Raw genomic sequence first — 450 nt, forward strand, 5'->3', positions numbered from 1 at the left:
TCGGGCGGCCCTGCGCATCCGCCGTGAACTTGGCGGACGGCAGGAACAGCCAGACCGGCCGGTCGCGCGGGGCATCGTGGAGGTCGAACCAGGCCATGGTCACTTCGTCGCGATGCCGCGGACGGTCTGGCCCTTGCCCGTGTCGCCTTCCTTGCCGGAGGCGAGCGGCTTGTCCTTCTTCAGCTTGGCCAGCTGCTTGTCGGAGATGTGGCCGGCCTTGGCGAGGCGATCGGCATCGGCGGCGACCTGCTTCATCTTGCCAGCGTGCTCCGCTGCCTTCTTCCGAACCAGCTTCATCATCTTGGGGTCCTACGCGCTCTACCTCGTCCGCCTGCTCGAGCAGCCGTTCGCCAAGGGACACGGGTCCGTGGACGATGTCAGTTTCTTCCTGCTGGATGAGCTCGAGGCAAGCTTGCGCAGATCGCTGAACGAGTACGCCTCTTTGCATCC

1 protein-coding gene is annotated in these 450 nt (G+C 65.3%); it reads right to left on the minus strand.

Annotated features, from left to right (window positions below):
- Positions 1-99: 99 nt before the first annotated feature.
- The gene (locus AACY19_RS27315) at positions 100-300 is read right to left on the minus strand and encodes a hypothetical protein (RefSeq protein ID WP_339454611.1); all 201 of its coding nucleotides are present in this window, start codon (positions 298-300) and stop codon (positions 100-102) included.
- Positions 301-450: the final 150 nt, after the last annotated feature.

The organism is Pseudomonas sp. EA_5y_Pfl2_R50 (assembly GCF_963970475.1).
GTDB lineage: Bacteria > Pseudomonadota > Gammaproteobacteria > Pseudomonadales > Pseudomonadaceae > Aquipseudomonas.